This is a genomic window from Streptomyces sp. a15, assembly GCF_059026085.1.
This window is the reverse complement of the sequence record NZ_JBWLKM010000008.1, coordinates 65,519-84,545: the sequence shown is the minus strand read 5'-3', so window position 1 is coordinate 84,545 and position 19,027 is coordinate 65,519. Positions and strand designations below refer to the sequence as shown.

Below are 19,027 nucleotides of genomic sequence, written 5' to 3'. Positions count from 1 at the left end.
TCCTTCGATTCGCAGGCCGTTCGTGTGCGGCGGAAGGGATTCGAACCCTCAAGCCCGATCAAGGGCCACAGATCCTAAGTCTGCTGTGTCACCATTGCACCACCGCCGCTAGCCGTCTGCCATCGTACCGGGAGCCGCTCGGGGCTTGTTGCCTCCCCTGCACCAGGTGCTGGTGATCGCATGACAGTTGGGGCAGAGCAACCGCAGATTCTCGCGCCGGTCGTCGCTCCAGTCCCCGTTGATGTGGTCGACCTCCAGGGTCATGGGCTTGCCGAGCCACTCGGGGTCGACGCCGCAGTCCGCGCACTCTTCGGGGACGCCGACTTCGCACAGAGCACGGCGTAGCAGGTATGTCCTGGTTCGCCGCTTGCCGTCGTGTTGTACCAGGACCTCCTCAGGGCGCTTGAGGATGTCCGGGCGAGTCTTCCCTCGTTGATGCGCCTGCCCCAAGAAGTGCGCAGTTGTGAGGCCCTCTTCGGCGACCCACTGACGTAACAGCGCGCGCTGCCTGCCGTTGTCCGGGCGTTCCAGGCGGCGCAACGCCTCCGCGATGGAGTCGGATCCGGCGATTGCGGCTCGCAAGTCGTCGGGGGTGGGGCGGCGCTGCCTGCCGTAGGGGCTGAAGTGCGAGATGTCGATGCCGAAGTGAGCGAACCGCCGGATGAGGTAGCGGCGGAGTGTGGCGTACGGCTGGGTGCCGAAGAAGGCGATGACCTCTTCGATGTCGGAGCATCGTGCTGCGGCTTCGGCCAGCCGCTCCCGGGTGTACTGCACACCGCTGCTCATGAAGCGCGCCCCTTGCCGCGCCCGCGGTAATTATCCGTTGTCGAGTGGCAGTTGGGGCACAGGAACCGCAGGTTCTCGACGCGGTTGTCCCGCCAGTTGCCGTCGATGTGGTCGACCTCGAGGGGCAGTGGGTGCCCCCGCCAGACAGCTTCGATACGGCACAGGGCGCACCGCTCGGGTACGCCCACGCTCGTCATCGCCCGCCTGAGGCGATCGCTCTGGACGCGCCGGGCGTTGTCTGCGGGCTGCTCGATGAGCAGTTCGCCCGGCGTTCGGCGACGCAGCGCCTCGCCCCGTTGGGCTGGCACCTGGAAGTGCGAGGTGCCGATGCCGTACGCCTTGATCCGGCGGCTGATGTGCGTGTGCTGCCCGCCGACGACCTCAACCCCGAGACGGCGCAGTACTTCGCACATGTTCGTCGATGCCGAAACCGCGGCTTCTAGGACCTCTCTCGTCCACCGACCCCCCTCGCGTTCGAAGTGCGAGGTGTCCACCCCCAGCTTCTTCATCCGCTCACGGATGTAGTTCCGCGTTGAGCTATTCGGATCAACCCCCAGCTCCCCCAACGCCTCCGACAACGTCCGCGCCCCCCGAGCCGCCTCCTCCAGCCGCGCCTTCGGATACGCACTGGTCCCCATCGTTCCCCTCCGATCCCGGCCACGCGTTCGTGGCCCGCACGGAGTAACGAACCGGATATCGGACAGTCACGCTCGGAACGTAAGGGCGGTTGATATGCTCACCGATGAGGCCTTCCAGGTGCGGACCCTTGTCCGCTCGGGAGGCTTTTTTCATGACCTCAGCAGAATTGAACGTCCGACCAGCAACCCCCGCCGATCGCCCCACCGTCGAACGCCTCTGGCTGCTCTTCCGGCATGACCTGTCCGAGTTCGGGGGACAACTGCCCAACCCGGACGGGACGTTCCGTAGTGAGCGGCTGGAGGCTGCCTTTTCAGGGGACGTCGACTGGGCGCCGTATCTCTTCAGCCTCGGTGGGCATCCCGTCGGGTTTGCCTTCGTGCGGGGGCTCAGTGGGCCGACCCGCGTACTCAACAGCTTCTTCGTCGTGCGGGGAGTGCGCAGGAGCGGGGTGGGGCTCCGGGCCGTACGGGAGGTCGTCGGCCGGCATCCCGGGGAGTGGGAGGTCGCCTTTCAGGACGCCAACCCTGGTGCCGTTCGGTTCTGGCGGCGGGTGGCCGGCGAGCTTGCCGGGGACGGGTGGAGCGAGGAGCGCAGGCCGGTGCCTGAGCGGCCCGACCTGGCTCCTGATGTGTGGGTCTCGTTCAGATACCCAAGTCCTTGATGATCTTTGCCACGTGGCCGGTGGCGCGGACGTTGTACAGGGCCCGTTCGACCTTGCCCTCCTCGTCCACGATGATCGTGGAGCGGATGACGCCCATGTAGGCCTTGCCGTAGTTCTTCTTCTCGCCGTAGGCGGCGTAGGCCTCGGTGACGGTCTTGTCGGGGTCGGCGAGGAGGGTGATCTTCAGGGATTCCTTCTCGCGGAACTTGGCCAGCTTCTCCGGCTTGTCGGGGGAGATGCCGATGACGTCGTAGCCCGCGCCGGCCAGCAGCTCGAGGTTGTCCGTGAAGTCGCAGGCCTGCTTGGTGCAGCCGGGCGTCAGGGCCGCCGGGTAGAAGTAGACGATGACCTTGCGTCCCTTGTGGTCGGACAGGGACACCTCGGTGCCGTCGGCGTCGGGGAGGGTGAAGGCGGGGGCCACGTCCCCGGGCTGGAGTCGCTCGCTCATCGGTCTAGCGTAACGGGGGGTCCTGACAGTGCGTTCCGGCCCTGAGCTGACAGACTGTCCGGAACAGCATCAGCAACAGGCATCAGCTGACTTCGGAGGCCGTACGGTGGCGGACACGTCGGACACGAGAACCCCGGCGCAGATCGAGGCGGACATCAAGCGCCGCCGCGAATTGCTGGCTGACACGCTCGACGAGATCGGGGTGCGGGTGCATCCGAAGACGATCGTGGGCGATGCCAAGGCCAAGGTCGTCTCCAATATCGATCACACGCTCGGGCGGGCCTATGTCGGGGTCAACCGGGCCGTGAGTGATGTGAAGGCGCAGTTCGTCGACGAGGAGGGCGCGCCCCGGCTGGAGCGGGTCGTGCCGGTCGCGCTCGTCGTGGTCGGGGTGGTGGGGCTGCTCGCCCTGAGCACCAGGCGGCGCAAGGGCTGACCCTCCGGCCTCCGAGGCCGGCAAAGGCAGGTAGGTTCGTGGCGTGAGCGCCAAGAGAAACGAGCACAGTACCCAGCACGACAAGCTGCCCATCCGGATGCTGCACGACCGTGTACTCGTGCGGCAGGACGCCAGCGAGGGCGAGCGGCGTTCGGGTGGCGGGATTCTGATTCCGGCCACCGCGGCCGTCGGCCGTCGGCTGGCCTGGGCGGAGGTCGTCGCGGTGGGGCAGAACGTGCGGACCGTGGAGCCGGGTGACCGGGTGCTGTTCGATCCGGAGGACCGGGCCGAGGTGGAGGTGCGGGGTATCGCCTACGTGCTCATGCGTGAGCGTGATCTGCACGCGGTGGCCGCGGACCGGTTCGAGGGGTCCGAGGACTCGACCGGCCTGTATCTGTAGAACGGCAGCGAAGGAGAGGGGCTGGTGACCGTGGTCACCAGCCCTTTTTCGTGCGCGGTCACTGTCTCCTTGTGGTGAGCTGCGGGCCTACCCCGGTCGTCGTGCCGCCGGTGTCGCCGCCGGTCGTGTCTCCCGTGGTGCCGCCGGTGGCCGTGTCGCCGCCGGTGGTGTCTCCGGTCGTTCCGTCGGTCGTGCCGCCGTCCGTGGTCGGGGTGCCGCCGGTGGTCGTGTCCCCGGTCGTGCCGCCGGTCGTCGTGTCTCCCGTGGTGCCGTCGGTGGTGCCGGTGCTGGGGTCGCCGGTCTGGCCCTCGGTCTGGCCCTGGGTGTCCTGGCCGCCGGTGGTGTCTCCCGTCGTGCCGCCGGTGTTCTCGTCGCCCGTGGCGGGGTCGGACGGGACGTCGGTGACGGGGGGCTGGACCACGTCGGCGCCCGGCTGGAGTTCGAGGTCGAAGTCGGTGACCGGCTCGCCCTTGAGGGCGGCCTTGGAGAACTGTGCCCAGATCTCGGTGGGCGCCCCGCCGCCGTTGATCCGCTCCAGGCCCATCGCGCCGTACAGCGACTTGTGCGCGGCCGTCACCGGGTCCTGGCCCATGACGGAGACGACGGTGGCGAGGTCGGGGGTGTAGCCGGCGAACCAGGCTGCGGTGTCCTCCTCGGCGGTGCCGGTCTTGCCCGCGGCGGGGCGGCCGGCGGCCTGGGCGGCGGTGGCGGTGCCGCCCTCGACGACGCTCTGCAGGACGGAGGTGGTGGTGTCGGCGGCTTCGCGGCTGACGGCCTGCCTGGTCTTCTTCGCCGGCAGCTCGATGGCGTTCGTGCCGTCCTTGGTGATCTTGTCGATCATCGTGTACGTGCCGTGCTTGCCGTGGTTGGCGAGGGTGGCGTAGGCCTCGGCCATGTCGAGGACGCTGGCGGTGGACGGGCCGAGTGCGATGGACGGGGAGGCGGTCAGGTCGGGGGTGCTCGCGGGGATGCCGAGGTCGATGGCGGTCTCCTTGACCTTGTCGGAGCCGACGTCGACGGCCATCTGCGCGTACACCGAGTTGACGGACTTGTCGGTGGCCTCGCGGACGGTGATGTTGCCGTACGAGACCTGGTCCTCGTTCTCGGGGGCGTAGGTGCCGCCGTCCCAGCCGACGATGGGCCGCTTGTTGGTGCCGTCGTAGATGGTGTTCGGGGTGATCGTGCGGCCGTCCTGCGTCTGGGAGTCGTTCTGGACGGCGGAGGTGAACACGAACGGCTTGAAGGTGGAGCCGACCTGGAAGTCGCCGCGGGTGGCGTTGTTCGTGTACTGCTTCACGTAGTCGATGCCGCCGTACATGGCGACGACCTTGCCGGTCTTCGGGTCGACGGCGGCGCCGCCGGCGCGGACGTAGGTGTCGACCTTGCGGTTCTTCTTGTCGAGCTTGTCCATCAGCTGGTCGTTGACGGCGTCGACGAAGGCGTCCTGCTTGCTCTTCTGCAGGGTGGTGGTGATGCGGTAGCCGCCGACGGCGAGCTGGTCCTTGTCGAGGATCTTGTTCTCGGTGAGGTAGTCCTTGATCGCGTCGACGATGTAGCCGCGCTGTCCGGACATGCCGGTGGAGACGGTGGCTTCCTTCGGCATCGGGAACTTCATGCCGGCCCGCTCGGAGGCGCTGATCCAGCCCTTGGTGACCATGCCGTCGAGGACGTAGTTCCAGCGGCCCTGGGCGGCGGCCTTGTTCTCGGGGTGGGCGACGACGTCGTACTCGCTGGGCGCGTTGAGCAGTGCGGCGAGGTAGGCGCCCTTGGCCGGGTCCAGGTCGGTGGCGTCGATGCCGTAGTAGGCCTGGGCGGCGGCCTGGATGCCGTAGGCGTTGCGGCCGAAGTAGCTGGTGTTGAGGTAGCCCTCGAGGATCTGGTCCTTGGTCTCGGTGCGGTCCAGCTTGATCGAGATGAAGAACTCCTTCACCTTGCGCGTGACGGTCTGTTCCTGCGCGAGGTAGTAGTTCTTGACGTACTGCTGGGTGATCGTGGAGCCGGACTGCTTGCCCTTGCCGGTCGCGGTGTTCCACCCGGCGCGGAGCATCGCCTTGGGGTCGATGGCGGACTCGGTGTAGAAGTCGCGGTCCTCGGCGGCCAGTACGGCGTGCTGGGCGTCCTTGGAGACCTGCGCGAGGCTGACGTTCTCCCGGTTGACCTCGCCGTCCCGGGCGAGCTGGCTGCCGTCGGCGTAGAGGTAGACGTTGCTCTGCTTGGTGGCGAACGCGTTGGCCGCCGGGATCTTGACCAGGGAGTAGCCGAGGAAGAACAGGCCGGCCAGGACCAGCACGCCGATGACGAAGGTGCCGAGCACCATGCGCCAGGTGGGGATGATCCGCCGCCAGCCGGTGCGCTTGGGCCGCTTGGGCTTGCCCTCGGGTTCGGCGGCCGCTTCCGGCTCTCTCGGTGCCCAGCCCTGGGTCGGCTGCTGCGGCTGCGGCTCGTCGCTCATGTCGTGCACGGACTCCTGTTTCGCGTCTTACGTTCCCGTACGTCTCGTACGCCTTGTGCGCCCCCAGTTGAAGACTCTCGCACCACGCGTTCCGTTCCCGACAATCGGCACGCGCTTGCCCGGAAAATGCGTGGCGTGGCCCACAGCCTGCGGACTAGGCTCCTGCGCTTCGGTGTCGGAACAGGGCCGGGCGGGCGAGGAGGGCGGTGTGCCGTGGATACGGCGCGGTTGTACGCGGCGGTCGCGGCGGGGGGTTTCCGACGGTACGCGACGTATCGGGTGGCCACGGCCGCGGGGGTGTTCACGAACACCGTCTTCGGGTTGATCCTCGTCTACACGTATCTGGCGCTGTGGGAGGAGCGGCCGCATCTCGGGGGGTACGACCAGGCGCAGGCCGTGACGTACGTGTGGGTGGGGCAGGCGCTGTTGTCGACGCTGGCGATCGGGGGCGGCGGCGTCGAGGACGAGCTGATGGAGCGCATCCGTACGGGGGACATCGCGATCGACCTGTACCGGCCGGCGGATCTGCAACTGTGGTGGCTGGCCGCCGACTTGGGGCGGGCGGTGTTCCAGCTGCTGGGCCGGGGGGTGGTGCCGTTCGCGTTCGGGGTGCTGGTCTTTCCGGCCGCGGTGCCCAGTGACGTGGGGACCTGGTGTGCTTTCTTGTTCGCGGTGGTGCTCGCGATGGTGGTGGGTTACGGCATCCGTTTTCTGGTGGCGCTGAGTGCGTTCTGGCTGCTGGACGGGACGGGTGTGGTGCAGATGGCGTGGCTCGTCGGGTTCTTCTGTTCGGGGATGATCTTCCCGCTGAACGTCTTCCCGGGGGCGCTCGGCGAGGTCGTACGGGCGCTGCCCTGGTCGTCGCTGCTGCAGGCGCCCGCGGATGTGCTGCTGGGGGAGGCGGATCCGTGGCGGACGTACGTCTTCCAGGCCGGCTGGGCGGTGGTGCTGCTGGTGCTGGGGCGGCTGGTGCAGGCCATGGCGACGCGGCGGGTGGTGGTTCAGGGTGGCTGAGGGCGGATGGCGGGCCGAGGCGGCCCCGACCGGCCGGCTCGCGGAGGGCGTGCGGACGTACCGGCTGATCGCTGCGATGTGGATCCGCTCCACGATGGCCTACCGGGCCTCCTTCGTCATGACCACGGTCGGCAACTTCGCGGCGACCGCGCTCGATTTCGTCGCGATCCTGCTGATGTTCTCGCAGGTGGACGCCCTCGGCGGTTATCCGCTGCCCGAGGTGGCCTTCCTGTACGGCCTGTCCTCGGTGTCCTTCGGGCTCGCGGACCTGGCGATCGGTTCGATGGACCGGCTGGGCCGCCGGGTGCGCGACGGCACGCTCGACACCCTGCTCGTGCGGCCGGCGCCGGTGCTGGCGCAGGTGGCGGCCGACCGGTTCGGGCTGCGGCGGCTCGGCCGGGTGACCCAGGGGGCGCTGGTGCTGGGCTATGCGCTGGTCGAGCTCGACCTGCAGTGGACGCCGCTCAAGCTGGTGCTGATGCCGGTGATGGTGCTGGGCGGTGCCGGGATCTTCTGCGCGGTGTTCGTGGCGGGGGCGGCGTTCCAGTTCGTGGCGCAGGACGCCTCCGAGGTGCAGAACGCGTTCACGTACGGCGGTACGACGTTGTTGCAGTATCCGCCCACCATCTTCGCGAAGGATCTGGTGCGGGGGGTGACGTTCGTGCTGCCGCTCGCCTTCGTCAACTGGGTGCCCGCCGCCTATGTGTTGGGGCGGCCGTTGCCGCTCGGGCTGCCGGGGTGGACGGCGTTCGCGTCGCCGCTGGTGGCGGCCGTGTGCTGTGCGCTGGCGGGACTGGCGTGGCGGACAGGGCTGCGGTCGTATCGGAGTACGGGAAGCTGAGGACTGATGGATACGGCGTTCATCGAACTGGACCGCGTCGAGAAGGTATTCGACGTGCGCAAGAAGACCGGCTTCCTGAAGCGGGAGCGGCGGCAGGTGCGGGCGGTCGACTCGATCTCCTTCACCGTGCCGCGCGGCGAGATGGTCGGTTACATCGGACCGAACGGTGCCGGGAAGTCGACGACGATCAAGATGCTCACCGGCATCCTGACGCCGAGCGGCGGCCGGCTGCGGGTCGCGGGTATCGACCCGTCGCGGGAGCGGTCGCGGCTGGCGCACCGGATCGGGGTGGTGTTCGGGCAGCGTACGACGCTGTGGTGGGACCTTCCGCTGATCGACTCCTACCGGCTGATGCACCGCATGTACCGTATCCCGGACGGCCGTTACCGCGCGAACCTCGACCGGCTCGTCGAACTCCTCGAACTCGGGGAGTTGTTGGACGTGCCGGTGCGTCAGCTCTCGCTCGGCCAGCGGATGCGCGGCGACATCGCGGCGGCGCTGCTGCACGACCCGGAGGTGCTGTACCTCGACGAGCCGACGATCGGGCTGGACGTCGTGTCGAAGGCCAAGGTGCGGGAGTTCCTGCGGGAGTTGAACACCGAGAACGGCACGACGGTGCTGCTGACCACGCACGACCTCCAGGACATCGAGCAGTTGTGCTCGCGGGTGATGGTCATCGACCACGGGCGGATGATGTACGACGGTCCGCTCACCGGTCTGCACGAGGCGGGGGAGAGCGAGCGGATCCTGGTGGTCGACCTGGAGCGCGAACTGCCGCCGATCGAGGCGCCGCCGCCCGCGCGGGTGGTGAAGGTGGACGGGCCGCGGCAGTGGCTGGCGTTCCCGGCGTCGGCGTCGGCGGCGCCGCTGGTGGCGCGGATCGCGGCGGAGTATCCGCTGGTGGACCTGTCCGTGCGGGAGCCGGACATCGAGGCCGTGATCGCCAAGATGTATGTGGAGCGGGCGGCGACCGCATAGTGGCTGGCTGTGGCTGTGGCTGTGGCTGCGGGCGCGGCTGCCGTAGTGCCCGTCGCCCGGAACTCGTAGGCTGGCGGGTATGACCGAGGATGCCCCGGAGCTGCGCGCCTCCGACGCCGACCGTGAACGAGTCGCCGAGGTCCTGCGGGACGCCCTCGCGGAGGGGCGCCTCGACATGGAGGAGTTCGGGGAACGGCTGGACGCGACGTACAAGGCACGCACGTACGGCGAGCTCGCACCGATCACCCGTGACCTGCCGTCCGGCCCGGGAGGCGCCCCCGCTCCTCGGATCTCGATGACCAAGGAGCCCGCGCAGAGCGGGAGTTGGGCGGGGCGGATCGTCGGCGGCGAGGGGTCGTCGACGTGGGCCGTGGCGATCATGTCGGGCTTCCAGCGCAAGGGGCGCTGGACGGTGCCGAGGCGGTTCAACTGCTTCGCCTTCTGGGGCGGCGGCGAGATCGATCTGCGCGAGGCGAACTTCGCGGACGGCGAGGTCGTGATCAACTGCATCGCCATCATGGGCGGCATGCAGGTGGTCGTGCCGCCCGGCGTCGAGGTCCTCGTGCGCGGCCTCGGCATCATGGGCGGCTTCGACCAGCGCGAGGAGGGCGTGCCGGGCGACCCGGGCGCCCCGCGCGTGATCGTGACGGGCTTCGCCTTCTGGGGCGGCGTCGGCGTGGAACGCAAGCTCACCCGCGCCGAGCGGCAACGCCTGAAGGAGGAGCGCCGCCAGGAGAAACTGGACCGCAAGGCGTCGCTGCGTGAGCTGGGGGAGTCCTCCCGGGACGACCTCCACGACTCCCACCGCGGGATGCTCGAAGGCCACCACGACCTGATGCGGGACCGAAGTCGTGAGCGCCGGGAGGAGCGCCGCGAGGAGCGCCGGGAGGAGCGGGACCGGCGGCGGCGCCGGGAGTACTGATCCCTGCCCCTCCCGGAAAGATCACAGCTCCGCCGGTGCCGCGCCCCTCAGGTCGTCCAGGTCGATGGCCGCGGCCATGCGTTCGTAGCCCTTGTCGCTGGGGTGGAGGTGGTCGCCGGAGTCGTAGTCGGGGTGGAACTTGCGTGGGTTGTAGGGGTCGCGGACTGCCTTGTCGAAGTCGGCCACCGCGTCGTAGACCTTGCCCGCGCGGATCTCCGCGTTGATCTGCCGGCGTACGGACTCGCGGGCGTCGGTGTAGCCGCGGTGGCCGCCGAAGGGCATGAGGGTCGCGCCGATGACCTTGATGCCGCGGGCGTGGGCCTGGTGGACCAGGGTGCGCAGGCCGTCGAGGATGGCGTCGGGGTCGGCCAGTTGGGGGTTGCGGAGGATGTCGTTGATGCCGAGGTCGATGATCACGACCTTGACGTTCGTGCGGCCGAGGACGTCCCGGGCGAAGCGGGCGACTCCGGCCTGGTTCTCGGCGATGGGGGTCCCCCCGCTCGAGCGAAGCCGAGAGTGGGGGAGGCCGAGGCCGTCGACGAGGACCTGGTTTCCGCCGATTCCCTGGTTGACGACGCTGTAGCGGGGCACGTCCCGGCCCGCCTCGATCGCCGCGCGCAGCCGCCGGGACAGGAGGTCGGTCCAGCGGTGGTTGGCGTTCTTGGTGGAGCCGACGCCGTCGGTGAGCGAGTCGCCGAAGGCGACGACGGTGCCCTCGGCCTCGTCGCTGAGTACGTCCAGCGCGGTCAGGTAACGCCAGTACTCGGTCTGCTCGGTGTACGCGGTCCCGGTCGGGTCCTCGGTGCGGTCGCCCTCGGCGGCGTACGAGATCTGGCGGGCGCGCGGGTGGTAGGTGACCGGGCCGGACTGAACGGGGGAGTAGGTGGTGACCAGGACGTCGCTGCCCGCCGGGATGCGGAGGACGACGGCGTCGCTGAGCACCTGCTGCCCGGCGGGGACGACGACGAGGGTGTTGCCGCCGAAGGTCAGGCGCCGCATGGTCTGCGCGGCCGCCTCAGCGGTTCCGGCACCGGCCGCGAGGGCGATCGACGCGTGGGTGATGGTCAGCGGCGACTGGCCGTAGAGATTGGACAGCGTGACGCGGGCACTCGTACCGCCGATGCTCGCGTGGACGACGTTGCGCACCGAGCGGCCCGCCATGCCGTCGGTCTCGGTGCCGGGCTCGCCGCCGACCGGGGAGGCGGACCAGGTGCCGACCCAGACGCCGGTGGAGGCGGGGGCGGCGGAGTTGTGGGGGGCTGCGCGTCCGCCGGCCAGCGTGGTGCGCTGATGCGTACCGTCGTCGGTTGCCACTCCGACGTAGATGGCGGCGGACAGGGCCACGATCATGGAGAGGATCGCGGCGAGCAGGGCGTATCCATGACGCCGGGTCATGCGGTGTTGTTCTCCTCGGGCGATGGGAGCCCGAGGCTCCGATCTGATGAGCCCATGATGAGCCATGGGCCGGGGAAAACCGGCAGATCTCACCGCGTTCCCCCGACCGGACAGACGCCGGGAACTCTTGTTCCGTTCCAGGAGTCGGTCAGGAAGGGACAATGTGTGAGGGATCACCGAACGGGTGGAGCGGATGGAACGTACGGAAACGGGATCAATCGGTGCCGAAGGGCAGCATGCCCGCCCGGGCGCCTTCACGAACCGCGCCATGAACACGTTCAGCGAGGCCGACCAGGAGAAACAGCGCGGCGTACGCCGGATGAAGCTCACCGCGACCGGGATGCTGCTGTTCGTGGCGCTGGTGTACGTCCTCGCCAAGTGGGCCTCCCACCAGGGCGCCGGCACCTGGGCGGGCTATGTCGCCGCGGCCGCCGAGGCCGGCATGGTCGGCGCGATGGCCGACTGGTTCGCGGTCACCGCCCTCTTCCGGCACCCGCTGGGCCTGCCCATCCCGCACACCGCGATCATCCCCACCAAGAAGGACCAGTTGGGGGTGTCGTTGGGCGAGTTCGTCGGGGAGAACTTCCTCTCCGAGGACGTCGTACGACAGCGGCTGCGCGCCGTCGGCATCGGCAGTCGGCTCGGCGTGTGGCTGGCGGACCCCGAGCACGCGGACCGGGTGACGGCGGAACTGTCGGCCGCGCTCAGGGGCGCGCTGACCGTCCTGCGTGACTCGGACGTCCAGGCCGTGGTCGGCGAGGCGATCACGAGAAGGGCCGACGCGCAGGAGATCGCGCCCGGCATAGGCAAGATGCTGGAGAAGGTCGTCGCGGACGGCGGCCACCGTCGTGCCGTCGACCTGATCGTCTCCCGCGCGCACGACTGGCTGATCCTGCACAGCGACTCCGTCATGGACGCCGTACAGGGCGGGGCTCCTGGCTGGACCCCGAAGTTCGTCGACAAGAGGGTCGGCGAACGCGTCTACAAGGAGCTGCTGCGCTTCTGCGCCGAGATGCGGGACATGCCCTCCCACCCCGCCCGCGGCGCCCTTGACCGCTTCCTCACCGACTTCGCCTCCGACCTCCAGTCCGACACCGACACGCGCGCGCGGGTCGAGCGTCTCAAGGGCGAGGTGCTGGGCCGCGGCGAGGTCCAGGACCTGATCGCCTCGGCCTGGACCGCCGTACGATCCATGATCGTCTCGGCCGCCGAGGACGAGCGCAGCGAGCTGCGCCTGCGCGTCCGCGCCTCCTTGCTGTCCCTGGGCGCCCGGATGGCCGCCGAACCGAAGATCCAGGGCAAGGTCGACGGCTGGGTGGAGGGCGCGGCGGTGTACGTCGTCACCACCTACCGCAGGGAGATCACCTCCCTGATCACCGACACCGTGGCGGGCTGGGACGCCGAGCACACGACGAAGAAGATCGAGGCGAACATCGGCCGTGACCTGCAGTTCATCCGCATCAACGGCACGGTGGTCGGTTCGCTGGTCGGGTTGTTGATCTACACGGTGTCGCGGGCGCTGGGGGCGTAGCCGCGTCGGTCGAGGGCACTCGATCCGGGTTCTCGCTCGATGAGGAGGGAGCCCATGACCACCGCGCAGGCCGAGACCGGCCGAACTGTGACGACCGACATCCCCGCCCGACTCGACCGTCTCCCATGGTCGCGCTGGCACTGGACGATCGTGATCGGTCTCGGCACCGTGTGGATCCTCGACGGCCTCGAAGTCACCGTCGTCGGCAACATCGCCGGGCGGCTGTCCGAGCCCGGCAGCGGACTGCCCATCACCTCCGGCCAGGTCACCGGCATCGCCGCCGCGCTCTACGTGGCGGGCGCCTGCTTAGGCGCCCTCTTCTGGGGCCGCCTAACGGACATCTGGGGCCGTAAAAAACTCTTCATGATCACCCTGGCGGTGTATCTCGCGGCGACCGCGCTCACCTCGATCGCCTTCGACACCTGGTGGTTCTTCGCCTTCCGCTTCCTGACCGGCTTCGGCATCGGCGGCGAGTACGCGGCCATCAACTCCGCGATCGACGAGCTGATCCCCAAGGAGTACCGGGGCCGCGTCGACCTCATGATCAACGGCAGCTTCTGGCTGGGCGCGGTCGGCGGCTCGCTGCTGTCGATCGTCGCGCTGAACACCGCCATCTTCCCGGCGAACGTCGGCTGGCGGCTGACCTTCGCCCTGGGCGCCGTCCTCGCCCTGGTGATTCTCCTCGTACGACGCCACGTCCCGGAGAGCCCACGGTGGCTGCTGATCCACGGCAGGGACGAGGAGGCGGAACGGATCGTCTCCTCCATCGAGCAGCGCGTCGAGACGGAGAGGAACGAACCACTGCCGCGGCCCGAGGGCGAGATCACCATCCACCAGCGCCGCAGCGTCACCTTCCTGGAGATCGGCCGCACCGTCTTCTCCGACTACCGCAGGCGGGCGATCCTCGGCTTCTCCCTTTTCATCGGCCAGGCCTTCCTCTACAACGCGATCACCTTCGGCTTCGGCGCGATCCTGACCACCTTCTACGACGTCCCGACCGGCGACACCGGCTACTACTTCGCCGTCATCGCCGTCGGAAACTTCTGCGGCCCCCTGCTGCTGGGCAAGCTGTTCGACACGGTCGGCCGCAAGGTGATGATCTCGTCGACGTACCTGTTCTCGGGCCTGTTGCTCTTCGGCACGGCCTGGCTCTTCGACCGCGGCTCCCTGAGCGCGAGCACGCTGACCGCCTGCTGGTGCGCGGTGCTGTTCTTCGCCTCCGCGGGCGCGTCCAGCGCCTACCTGACGGTCTCCGAGGTCTTCCCGATGGAGACCCGGGCCATGTCCATCGCCTTCTTCTACGCCATCGGCACCGCCGCCGGCGGCATCAGCGGCCCCATCCTCTTCGCCGACCTCACCGGCACCGGCAAGGTCGGCGACACGGTCCTCGCCTTCCAGATCGGCGCGGCACTGATGTGCGCGGCCGGCCTGGTCGCGGCGCTCCTCGCGGTACGAGCGGAACGCCGCTCCCTGGAGGACATCGCCACGCCTCTGACGGCGGTGGCGACTTCGGCGGTGAGGGGAAAGGGAGGACGGAAGGGACCGGGGTCCGGGTCTTCTGGGACGGGGACGGGGACGGGGACGGGGTCGCGGGCGGCGACGGCGTAGGGGGGAGGCCACGGCACGGCCGACGGGCAGCCGCCCGTCAGGCCGCCCGCCGCGGCCCCACCTACCGGTCGCGGGCAGCTGATGCCGTCCGGCTGCGGGTGCTTGGGCCTGTCCAGCTGTGGGTTGGTGAGGCTGTCGAACGGCGGCAGCCGCATCTGCCGGCTGTGGGCAGCCGACGTCGTCGGGCTGTGGGCGTCTGGGTCTGCCCAGCTGTGGGGTGGTGAGCCTGTCGAACGGTGGCTGCCCGCGCCTACCGGCTGTGGGCAGCTGACGTCGTCCGGCTGCTGGTGCCCGGGGCCCGCCCAGCTGCGGGCAGTCGTGCCGCTGGGGCGGCTCCCGACCCAAAGAGGCGCGGCACCCCGCCAGCGCCGGGCTGCGCGACCCACCTCGCCCACGGCAGCTTGCGGGTCCTGCTCGGCGCCGTCGCGTCGCACCCACCCCGCTCACCGCAGTTCGCCGTTCCTACTGAGCGCCGTCCCGCCGCACCCGGTCACGCCGCCGCAGGAAGAGCAGCCCGCCGGCAACCGCGGTGATACCCGCCGCGGCGGTCCAGCCGACGATGTCGTCGGAACCGGTGGCGGCGAGGTCCCCTTCGGCGCTGGGCGACGCGGACGCGGAAGCGGAGGGCGTCGCCGAAGCCGACGCCCCGGTCTGCGGCCGGGCGTCCGAACCGCCCCCCGCACCGCCGGAGGCAGCCGCACTGGCAACCGGGCTCGGGGAAGCCGACGTGTCCGCCGCCCGGTCCCGCGTGAACGCCAGCGTGCCGAAGCCGAGTTGGTCGTACCCACCGCTGTTGGGACCGTAGTCCCCGCCACCCCCCTCGGGCGCGGCCTGGGCGGCGATCCGGGTGAGGTACGTGGCGGACAGGCCCCGGCGCTTGGTGTAGTGGTTGGCGATCATGGCCCAGATCGGGCGCTGCATGGCCGGGTCCACCGTGGCGGCGTCGCCGGCGGTCTCCTGGCCGGACCAGCCGTTGATGGCGCCCTTCGCACGGGTGTTGGCGGTGTAGGGCACCTCGCCGCCCATGCTCCACTTGGCCACGTACTGGGCGCCCTTGAGGAAGCGGCTGTCGTCGTAGCCGTACAGATCGACGCCCTGGTTCCAGGCCATCTCGCAGAAGGTGCCCATGAGGCCGACGCCGAGCAGCGCGTGCCCCTGGTCGCGCCCGGCCTCCAGCCACTCGGCGAGCCCGTCGTCGCGCACCACGGGGATGGCGTTCTTGACCGCGCCCAGGCCCTCGCCGTGCTTGAAGTAGTCGACGGCGCGGGCGACTTGCGCCTTGTCGTCGCAGAAGATGCCGGTGGCGAGGACGCACGCCATGGCGGCCAGGTCCCAGTTGGGCCAGTAGTTGGTGACGACCGCGTTGTTGTGGCTGACCAGGAAGCTGTCGCTCGGCGGTGCGAAGACGGTGCTCAGCATCTCCTGGAACCGGCCGAGCTCGAAGTCACCGTGGTCGCGCACGAGTTCGGCGGCGTTCGCGAACTGGTAGCCGTAGAGCCCGGCGGCGAGGAACCGGTCGGCGCTGCCTTCGAGACTGGTCAGCTTGCCCGACCAGGCGTTGAGGATCGCGACGGCGGTGTCGGCGTACGCGCTGTCACCGCTGACGTGGTAGCGCAGGCCGTTCTGGTAGGCGGCGTGGATGTCGTTGTAGAGGAGCGTGTAGTTCTGCGGGGAGCCCGCCCCCCGGTACACGGTCGCCTGCGGGTTGGCCGTCCAGCCGCTCTGCGCGTGGCGGTTGGCGGTCAGCCTGGCGAAACCGGCGGTGTAGGGGGCGGCGCCCGCCTTCACCTTGGCGGCCATACGTGCCAGATCGGCGCGGGTGTGCAGCAGGCCGGGGTGCGCGTAGGCGGCGCCGGCCGCGGCGGCGGGACTCGGGGCAAGGGCGGTACCGACACCGACGGCTCCGGCTGCGACGCCTGCGGCCTTGAGCATGCTCCGGCGGCTGATCTCTCGTGTCACGAGCGGCATTCCTCTTCGGTCCTCGGGGGTGGGTCGCGTTCCTGTGACCCTGTGGCAGGGGACGGTGAGGAGACGTCGAGAAGTGACGACGGATAACGAAAACTGGAGTCTCGTGCCCCCAAGTCGAGCCGATGGTGAGCTGCCGGCAAACCGTTGGCAAGCCACTGGCGAGGAGAGATGCCGGATGACAGTCCGCAGGATCGTCCCCAACATCCAGGTCGAGTCCGAGGAGGCGATGCGTACGAGCAGGGACTTCTACGGCCTGCTCGGCTTCGAGGAGGTCATGAACATGGGCTGGGTGACGACCCTGGCCTCCCCGGCCAACCCGACCGCCCAGATCAGCTTCTTCACCGAGGAACGCACCGGCCCCGTCGTCCCCGACCTGAGCGTGGAGGTCGAGGACGTCGACGCGGCGTACGCGCAGGTGGTGGCGTCCGGCGCGGAGGTCGTACGGGAGCTGCGGGACGAGGAATGGGGCGTACGGCGGTTCTTCGTACGGGATCCGAACGGGCGGGTGGTGAATGTGCTGACGCACCTGACGCACCTGACGGACCCGGCGTAGTCGCCCGCGCCGCCGCCCGGGTCGTCGGTCGGTTCAGGCCTTCCGGTCCGCTACCGCCCACGAGGCCAGGCCCACCGCTCCGGCCACCCCGAACACGGCCGGCCAGGCGCCCACCTTCTTGGCCAGGGGGTGCGACCCGGCGAAGGCGGCGACGTACGCGACCGAAGTCACTGCTTAACGAGCGTGTCTCTTTCTGGAGGGTCGAGTACAGGCGGCATTGAAAGTGTGTTGCAGTTAGTTGTGTCGGATATCTAGGCTCCGGCACATGAAGTGGATCGGCTTCTCTGCAACGGGGTGGGAGTCCTGGGACTTGACTCGCCGCCCTCTCATACGGGACCAGATGCCGGTCCTGATCGACGACCCCCGCGTCGCGCAGATCGAACGCCTCAAGACCCACAACGCCGAGCTGAAAGAGCGGCTCACCAAACGCGACGCGAAGATCGAGGAACTGACCGAGTTCCAGACCCTGGCGATCTCCCGGCTGGCCGCCCAGCACGACGAGATCGAGCGCCTGCGCAAACAGCTCGCCGCCGACGGCAACGTCCGCAGCCTCCCCGCCCCCGCCAGCGGCATGGCCCCGTACGGGTCGTGCAGCTGAGGCGACCCTGGCCCGGGTTAGCGGTGTTGCATGTGTGTGGGAAGGGAACAACTGCTCCCTTGTTCGTTTCTGCGCGCCGTTCCTCTACCCTCGAGGAAGTCATCAACTACCGCATGACATCTGCCCGGTGACGGAGTCGGCGTGGGGTGCGCGTCCCCGCTCCACGCCACCACTGGACGGCTTCAGGCGCAGCCACGGGTCGGCACATCCGGACGCCGACGACCTCGTGTGGCGCGTCCCGCCGGGCGGCGAAAGGGATGCGTCGTGCCTTCGGCTTCGGCGAACTACCGTACTTTGCTGCGCACTTCGGGTGCTGCGGCCTTCTTCCTTCCTGCCGCTGTCGGGCGTCTGGGCATCGCCATGACGGGGATCGGCATCGTCTGGCTGGTGCACGCACGCACCGGGTCGTATGCCACCGCGGGTCTCGTCACCGGCGGGTTCGCTGTCGCGGACGCCATCGCCGGGCCCCAACTCGGGCGCCTTGTCGACCGGTTCGGGCAGGCGCGGGTGCTTCCCTGGGCGCTGGGCGCACATGCCGGGGCCGTGGTGCTGCTGCTCGCCGGCACCGTTCCCGACCTTGTCGCCGGAGCGCTCGTCGGGGCAACGCTGCCCCAGCTCGGTGCCCTGTCCGCCGCTCGCTGGTCCGCCCTGCTGTCCGGCGATCGGGCTGCCGCGCTGCCCACCGCCTTCGCCCTGGAGGCCCTCGCCAACGGCATGTCCTACCTGGCCGGCCCGGCCCTGGTGAGTGTCCTCGGTGCGGCGGGCCGCCCGGGCGCCGGGGTGCTGCTCGCCGCCGCGCTCGTCGTCGGCGGCGGGCTCGCTCTCGCCGCCCAGCGCCGGACCATGCCGCCGCTCACAGGACGCGCCGAACGCCGGCACGCCGGACGCGCCCTGCTCCGCTCCGCATTCCTGCGACAGGTCGCGCTCGGCCTCGCGCTCGGGGTGTTCTTCGGCGCGATGCAGGTGTCCGTCGCCGCGTACGCCGTCGGACGCGGCACGCCGGACGCGGCAGCGCTGCTCTATTTCGCCTCCAACTGCACCAATCTGGTGGGTGGTTGGGCCTACGGAGCATGGCGCCACGGCGGCTCACCCCGTCGCCGCCAGGCCGTAGCCGCCGCCTGCCTCACCCTCGCGAGCCTCCCGCTGACCTTCCTCGACGCGCCCCTCGCGGTCGGCGCCACCCTCGCCCTGACCGGACTCGCCGTGCCGGTCCTACTGATCCTCTCCTCTGTCCTCACAGAGTCGTCGGTCCCGCGCGCCGTCCTCACCCAGGCGTTCACCTGGGGCAACTCCGCAAGCGCGGCAGGAATAGCAGGCGCCGCGGCGGTCGCGGGGCGGGTGGTGGACGCGGGCGGTGCGCACGGCGGTTTCGGTGTGGCGGCGGGGGCCGCGGTGGTGATGACGGTCCTGGCGCTCGGCGGTCTGCGGGACTCATCACCGCACGGACCGAAGTCGTCCGCGCCCGCGGAAACCACGGCGCCGAACCCGCCGGCCACACGGCGAGATTCGTCCACGAATCGCAGGACACCCTGAACTCCATGACCCGCAACGGGCGCCCCGCCTCTGTCGTACGTGAAGCACGTGCCAAGCGAACGAATCTGGTGCCGAAGCGATCTGGGATCTCTCAGGTCCGCTATGGCTTGCCGCTCGAGCTATGGCGTTCGCGATGGCTCTAATCGTGTATGACGGCGACGTACACGCCGACCAGCCGCATTGTCAGCCTGGTCCTAGGCGGTCTGCGGTGCCCGTCGGGACTGGTCGGCAGACCTGCGCGGTATCACCACGGAGCTCGTGCGC

At 69.6% G+C, this 19,027-nt stretch carries 19 protein-coding genes and 1 tRNA gene; 12 read left to right on the top strand and 8 right to left on the bottom strand.

Annotated features, from left to right (window positions below):
* Positions 1-25: 25 nt before the first annotated feature.
* The 3 genes from AC5P09_RS11535 to AC5P09_RS11525 form a co-directional block, all read right to left on the bottom strand.
* Positions 26-109 (bottom strand) — tRNA-Leu (locus AC5P09_RS11535).
* On the bottom strand, positions 109-786 hold the full coding sequence (locus AC5P09_RS11530; protein ID WP_493873768.1) for an HNH endonuclease: 678 nt from the start codon (positions 784-786) through the stop codon (positions 109-111). Before AC5P09_RS11530 ends, AC5P09_RS11535 begins: the two co-directional genes overlap by 1 nt.
* Complete coding sequence (locus AC5P09_RS11525) at positions 783-1,424, bottom strand: HNH endonuclease signature motif containing protein (RefSeq protein WP_493873767.1); 642 nt, start codon at positions 1,422-1,424, stop codon at positions 783-785. The genes AC5P09_RS11530 and AC5P09_RS11525 overlap by 4 nt, the downstream gene beginning before the upstream one ends.
* Positions 1,425-1,576: 152 nt before the next feature.
* Here AC5P09_RS11525 and AC5P09_RS11520 point away from each other — a divergent pair, with 152 nt between their 5' ends.
* Complete coding sequence (locus AC5P09_RS11520) at positions 1,577-2,086, top strand: GNAT family N-acetyltransferase (RefSeq protein WP_493873766.1); 510 nt, start codon at positions 1,577-1,579, stop codon at positions 2,084-2,086.
* Here AC5P09_RS11520 and bcp read toward each other — a convergent pair.
* Complete coding sequence (bcp, locus tag AC5P09_RS11515; RefSeq protein WP_493873765.1) at positions 2,067-2,534, bottom strand: thioredoxin-dependent thiol peroxidase; 468 nt, start codon at positions 2,532-2,534, stop codon at positions 2,067-2,069. The two genes, AC5P09_RS11520 and bcp, sit on opposite strands and share 20 nt — an antisense overlap.
* A 106-nt stretch (positions 2,535-2,640) precedes the next feature.
* Here bcp and AC5P09_RS11510 point away from each other — a divergent pair, with 106 nt between their 5' ends.
* Together AC5P09_RS11510 and AC5P09_RS11505 are read left to right on the top strand one after the other, a co-directional pair.
* The gene (locus AC5P09_RS11510) at positions 2,641-2,970 is read left to right on the top strand and encodes a DUF3618 domain-containing protein (protein ID WP_307675142.1); all 330 of its coding nucleotides are present in this window, start codon (positions 2,641-2,643) and stop codon (positions 2,968-2,970) included.
* A 43-nt stretch (positions 2,971-3,013) separates the two neighbouring features.
* Positions 3,014-3,370 carry a GroES family chaperonin gene (locus AC5P09_RS11505; RefSeq protein WP_307675141.1) on the top strand — a complete coding sequence of 119 codons (357 nt, stop codon included), beginning with the start codon at positions 3,014-3,016 and terminating at the stop codon, positions 3,368-3,370.
* Positions 3,371-3,428: 58 nt separating this feature from the next.
* On the opposite strand, the gene AC5P09_RS11500 is transcribed toward AC5P09_RS11505, so the two are convergent.
* On the bottom strand, positions 3,429-5,822 hold the full coding sequence (locus AC5P09_RS11500) for a transglycosylase domain-containing protein (protein WP_493873764.1): 2,394 nt from the start codon (positions 5,820-5,822) through the stop codon (positions 3,429-3,431).
* Positions 5,823-6,035: 213 nt separating this feature from the next.
* Between AC5P09_RS11500 and AC5P09_RS11495 the strand changes: the two genes are divergently transcribed.
* The 4 genes from AC5P09_RS11495 (at position 6,036) to AC5P09_RS11480 (ending at position 9,577) form a co-directional block, all read left to right on the top strand.
* On the top strand, positions 6,036-6,836 hold the full coding sequence (locus tag AC5P09_RS11495) for an ABC transporter permease (RefSeq protein ID WP_307675139.1): 801 nt from the start codon (positions 6,036-6,038) through the stop codon (positions 6,834-6,836).
* Positions 6,829-7,677 carry an ABC transporter permease gene (locus tag AC5P09_RS11490; RefSeq protein WP_493873763.1) on the top strand — a complete coding sequence of 283 codons (849 nt, stop codon included), beginning with the start codon at positions 6,829-6,831 and terminating at the stop codon, positions 7,675-7,677. The genes AC5P09_RS11495 and AC5P09_RS11490 overlap by 8 nt, the downstream gene beginning before the upstream one ends.
* A gap of 6 nt (positions 7,678-7,683) precedes the next feature.
* Positions 7,684-8,655, top strand: coding sequence for an ABC transporter ATP-binding protein (locus AC5P09_RS11485; protein WP_493873762.1), 972 nt, complete (start codon positions 7,684-7,686; stop codon positions 8,653-8,655).
* 79 nt (positions 8,656-8,734) lie between these two features.
* On the top strand, positions 8,735-9,577 hold the full coding sequence (locus AC5P09_RS11480; protein WP_493873761.1) for a DUF1707 SHOCT-like domain-containing protein: 843 nt from the start codon (positions 8,735-8,737) through the stop codon (positions 9,575-9,577).
* Positions 9,578-9,598: 21 nt separating this feature from the next.
* On the opposite strand, the gene AC5P09_RS11475 is transcribed toward AC5P09_RS11480, so the two are convergent.
* Positions 9,599-10,972, bottom strand: a complete 1,374-nt coding sequence (locus AC5P09_RS11475) for an SGNH/GDSL hydrolase family protein (protein WP_493873760.1) — start codon at positions 10,970-10,972, stop codon at positions 9,599-9,601.
* A gap of 193 nt (positions 10,973-11,165) precedes the next feature.
* Here AC5P09_RS11475 and AC5P09_RS11470 point away from each other — a divergent pair, with 193 nt between their 5' ends.
* Both AC5P09_RS11470 and AC5P09_RS11465 read left to right on the top strand, forming a co-directional pair.
* On the top strand, positions 11,166-12,503 hold the full coding sequence (locus AC5P09_RS11470; protein WP_493873759.1) for a DUF445 domain-containing protein: 1,338 nt from the start codon (positions 11,166-11,168) through the stop codon (positions 12,501-12,503).
* Between the two features lie 54 nt (positions 12,504-12,557).
* Positions 12,558-14,111 (top strand): MFS transporter, encoded by a 1,554-nt coding sequence (locus AC5P09_RS11465; protein ID WP_493873758.1) that lies wholly within the window; start codon positions 12,558-12,560, stop codon positions 14,109-14,111.
* A 462-nt stretch (positions 14,112-14,573) separates the two neighbouring features.
* Here the strand turns inward: AC5P09_RS11465 and AC5P09_RS11460 are convergent, their stop codons facing one another.
* The gene (locus tag AC5P09_RS11460; RefSeq protein WP_493873868.1) at positions 14,574-16,043 is read right to left on the bottom strand and encodes an alginate lyase family protein; all 1,470 of its coding nucleotides are present in this window, start codon (positions 16,041-16,043) and stop codon (positions 14,574-14,576) included.
* A gap of 211 nt (positions 16,044-16,254) precedes the next feature.
* Between AC5P09_RS11460 and AC5P09_RS11455 the strand changes: the two genes are divergently transcribed.
* Positions 16,255-16,632 (top strand): VOC family protein, encoded by a 378-nt coding sequence (locus AC5P09_RS11455; RefSeq protein ID WP_493873757.1) that lies wholly within the window; start codon positions 16,255-16,257, stop codon positions 16,630-16,632.
* 33 nt (positions 16,633-16,665) lie between these two features.
* Here the strand turns inward: AC5P09_RS11455 and AC5P09_RS11450 are convergent, their stop codons facing one another.
* Positions 16,666-16,803, bottom strand: coding sequence for a hypothetical protein (locus AC5P09_RS11450; protein ID WP_493873875.1), 138 nt, complete (start codon positions 16,801-16,803; stop codon positions 16,666-16,668).
* Between the two features lie 94 nt (positions 16,804-16,897).
* On the opposite strand from AC5P09_RS11450, the gene AC5P09_RS11445 reads away from it, so the two are divergent.
* Both AC5P09_RS11445 and AC5P09_RS11440 read left to right on the top strand, forming a co-directional pair.
* Positions 16,898-17,230, top strand: a complete 333-nt coding sequence (locus tag AC5P09_RS11445) for a hypothetical protein (RefSeq protein ID WP_493873756.1) — start codon at positions 16,898-16,900, stop codon at positions 17,228-17,230.
* 228 nt (positions 17,231-17,458) lie between these two features.
* The gene (locus tag AC5P09_RS11440) at positions 17,459-18,763 is read left to right on the top strand and encodes an MFS transporter (RefSeq protein WP_493873755.1); all 1,305 of its coding nucleotides are present in this window, start codon (positions 17,459-17,461) and stop codon (positions 18,761-18,763) included.
* Positions 18,764-19,027 lie beyond the last annotated feature (264 nt).

What these genes read in the sequence shown, in the direction of transcription:
- AC5P09_RS11465 (WP_493873758.1), top strand. Translation starts at nt 12,558, where the DNA reads ATGACCACCGCGCAGGCCGAGACCGGCCGAACTGTGACGACCGACATC.
- AC5P09_RS11485 (WP_493873762.1), top strand. Translation starts at nt 7,684, where the DNA reads ATGGATACGGCGTTCATCGAACTGGACCGCGTCGAGAAGGTATTCGAC.
- AC5P09_RS11530 (WP_493873768.1), bottom strand. Translation starts at nt 786, where the DNA reads ATGAGCAGCGGTGTGCAGTACACCCGGGAGCGGCTGGCCGAAGCCGCA.
- AC5P09_RS11480 (WP_493873761.1), top strand. Translation starts at nt 8,735, where the DNA reads ATGACCGAGGATGCCCCGGAGCTGCGCGCCTCCGACGCCGACCGTGAA.
- AC5P09_RS11520 (WP_493873766.1), top strand. Translation starts at nt 1,577, where the DNA reads ATGACCTCAGCAGAATTGAACGTCCGACCAGCAACCCCCGCCGATCGC.
- AC5P09_RS11500 (WP_493873764.1), bottom strand. Translation starts at nt 5,822, where the DNA reads ATGAGCGACGAGCCGCAGCCGCAGCAGCCGACCCAGGGCTGGGCACCG.
- AC5P09_RS11445 (WP_493873756.1), top strand. Translation starts at nt 16,898, where the DNA reads ATGAAGTGGATCGGCTTCTCTGCAACGGGGTGGGAGTCCTGGGACTTG.
- AC5P09_RS11525 (WP_493873767.1), bottom strand. Translation starts at nt 1,424, where the DNA reads ATGGGGACCAGTGCGTATCCGAAGGCGCGGCTGGAGGAGGCGGCTCGG.
- AC5P09_RS11475 (WP_493873760.1), bottom strand. Translation starts at nt 10,972, where the DNA reads ATGACCCGGCGTCATGGATACGCCCTGCTCGCCGCGATCCTCTCCATG.
- AC5P09_RS11460 (WP_493873868.1), bottom strand. Translation starts at nt 16,043, where the DNA reads ATGCTCAAGGCCGCAGGCGTCGCAGCCGGAGCCGTCGGTGTCGGTACC.
- AC5P09_RS11455 (WP_493873757.1), top strand. Translation starts at nt 16,255, where the DNA reads ATGACAGTCCGCAGGATCGTCCCCAACATCCAGGTCGAGTCCGAGGAG.
- bcp (WP_493873765.1), bottom strand. Translation starts at nt 2,534, where the DNA reads ATGAGCGAGCGACTCCAGCCCGGGGACGTGGCCCCCGCCTTCACCCTC.
- AC5P09_RS11470 (WP_493873759.1), top strand. Translation starts at nt 11,166, where the DNA reads ATGGAACGTACGGAAACGGGATCAATCGGTGCCGAAGGGCAGCATGCC.